Annotated in this window: 3 protein-coding genes; 1 reads left to right on the top strand and 2 read right to left on the bottom strand. The window is 40.5% G+C overall.

What is annotated here, in order from left to right:
* Positions 1–104 precede the first annotated feature (104 nt).
* Both FTT98_RS17740 and FTT98_RS17735 read right to left on the bottom strand, forming a co-directional pair.
* The gene (locus FTT98_RS17740; RefSeq protein ID WP_039090891.1) at positions 105–536 is read right to left on the bottom strand and encodes a hypothetical protein; all 432 of its coding nucleotides are present in this window, start codon (positions 534–536) and stop codon (positions 105–107) included.
* 17 nt (positions 537–553) lie between these two features.
* Positions 554–820 carry a mobilization protein gene (locus tag FTT98_RS17735; RefSeq protein ID WP_088749624.1) on the bottom strand — a complete coding sequence of 89 codons (267 nt, stop codon included), beginning with the start codon at positions 818–820 and terminating at the stop codon, positions 554–556.
* 209 nt (positions 821–1029) lie between these two features.
* On the opposite strand from FTT98_RS17735, the gene mobQ reads away from it, so the two are divergent.
* Positions 1030–1475: MobQ family relaxase (mobQ, locus tag FTT98_RS17730; protein ID WP_180177621.1), on the top strand; the 446-nt coding region annotated here is incomplete at its 3' end.

Here is a 1475-nt window from a genome sequence, read left to right as displayed (position 1 = left end):
TGAAACTTGGTTGGCTTTAATTAGTTTTTAGTATTCTTTATAGAAAATGCCTCGATCAAGGGGCATTTCTAACAATCATTTAACATAAAATTTCTTATGCGAAATTACATACCAACTTTAACCACATTGTGGACAGGTTGGATTTTAGAGATAAGAAAAACTTCTAGGGCATTTGCTAAATAAGCCGTATCACGCTCAAAGCCTATTGTAATGATGGATCCAGCATCTTTCAGTCTTGGATCTATCGCAATATATTCAGTTTTATCTTCATTCCATCGGCAATATTTCATTACCCTGGCGCTTAAGCCATTACCACGATAACGGCCAGCACCTCTAGAAGTCCCAACACCGATATAAGTCACTAAATCCCCTTTGACAAACGCATATACACCTTGTTTATCGTAATTAGGAATTTTTCCAAAATTAAAATGTACTGGTGACCATTCAGGAGGCTTTCCTAATAGGTCTACATTCCAGTGATGTTCGAAGAATAATTCTGTATTACGTATTAACTTATTAAGTGTTGGATCTTCCACTACTTATCCCTCAAAATTTATAAATTAAAAAGCTTTCGGTCACGCTCATCTGTTAAATACTTATCCATCTGAGCAATTAATTTAGCTCTGGCTTGTTCATCATCTTCAGTGATCTTTAGCATACAGGATCCAATTAAAATTTTGCGTCTGGTATCATCCTTTCGAGCTTGTTCTTTCTCTTTAGCACGTTCTCTTGCCAGTGCTGCCTGTCTTTGAGCCTTTAACTGCTTTAGCTTTTCTTCCTGTGCTTTGATTTTGCTGTCTAGTGTTTCAGTAACGCTCATTAATCCACTACCATCATCCTGGGAAACCATCCCTAACATAAGCGCACTTGAATATGCATTCAAGGTGCTATATGTATAGTAATGTTTTCCTCGAAGAGCGCACTTATGCAAACTTCGTTTGCAAGTACGATTGGGGTCTCCCCAATACCCCGACAACCGTATTCACGGTTGTATTTCACTACGTGAAAATTTAAAAGCGAAAAACAGACATGGCGATTTACCACTTTTCAGTTAAAACCGTAGCAAGATCAGCAGGGCGTTCCGCCACTGCTGCGATTGCCTATCGGGCAGGTGAAAAGATCTATTGTGAACGTGAGGGCCGAGAACATGATTACAGCCGAAAAACAGGTGTGGAATATAAAGAAATTTATTTACCCGAAGGCGCACCAGAACATTTAAAAAACCGGGAAAGACTCTGGAACGAAGTTGAACAACGGGAAACCCGAAAAAACTCGACAGTTGCCCGAGAATTTGAAATCGCTTTTCCAAGTGAATTAAATCAGGAACAACGCCTGGCCATGCTCGAAGAGCTATGCGCCAGTATCGTGGACAGACACCAGGTAGCCGTCGATGCCTGTATTCATGCACCGCATACTGGATCTGGTAGTGATGAACGCAATTATCACGCGCATATCCTGATGAGCACACGCAAACT

This window comes from Acinetobacter sp. YH12039, from assembly GCF_013420015.1.
GTDB lineage: Bacteria > Pseudomonadota > Gammaproteobacteria > Pseudomonadales > Moraxellaceae > Acinetobacter > Acinetobacter amyesii.
This window is presented reverse-complemented; position numbering and strand designations above follow the sequence as displayed.

Bases quoted from the DNA above. Each gene is read 5' to 3' on its own strand.
- FTT98_RS17735 (WP_088749624.1), bottom strand. From the start codon at position 820: ATGAGCGTTACTGAAACACTAGACAGCAAAATCAAAGCACAGGAAGAA.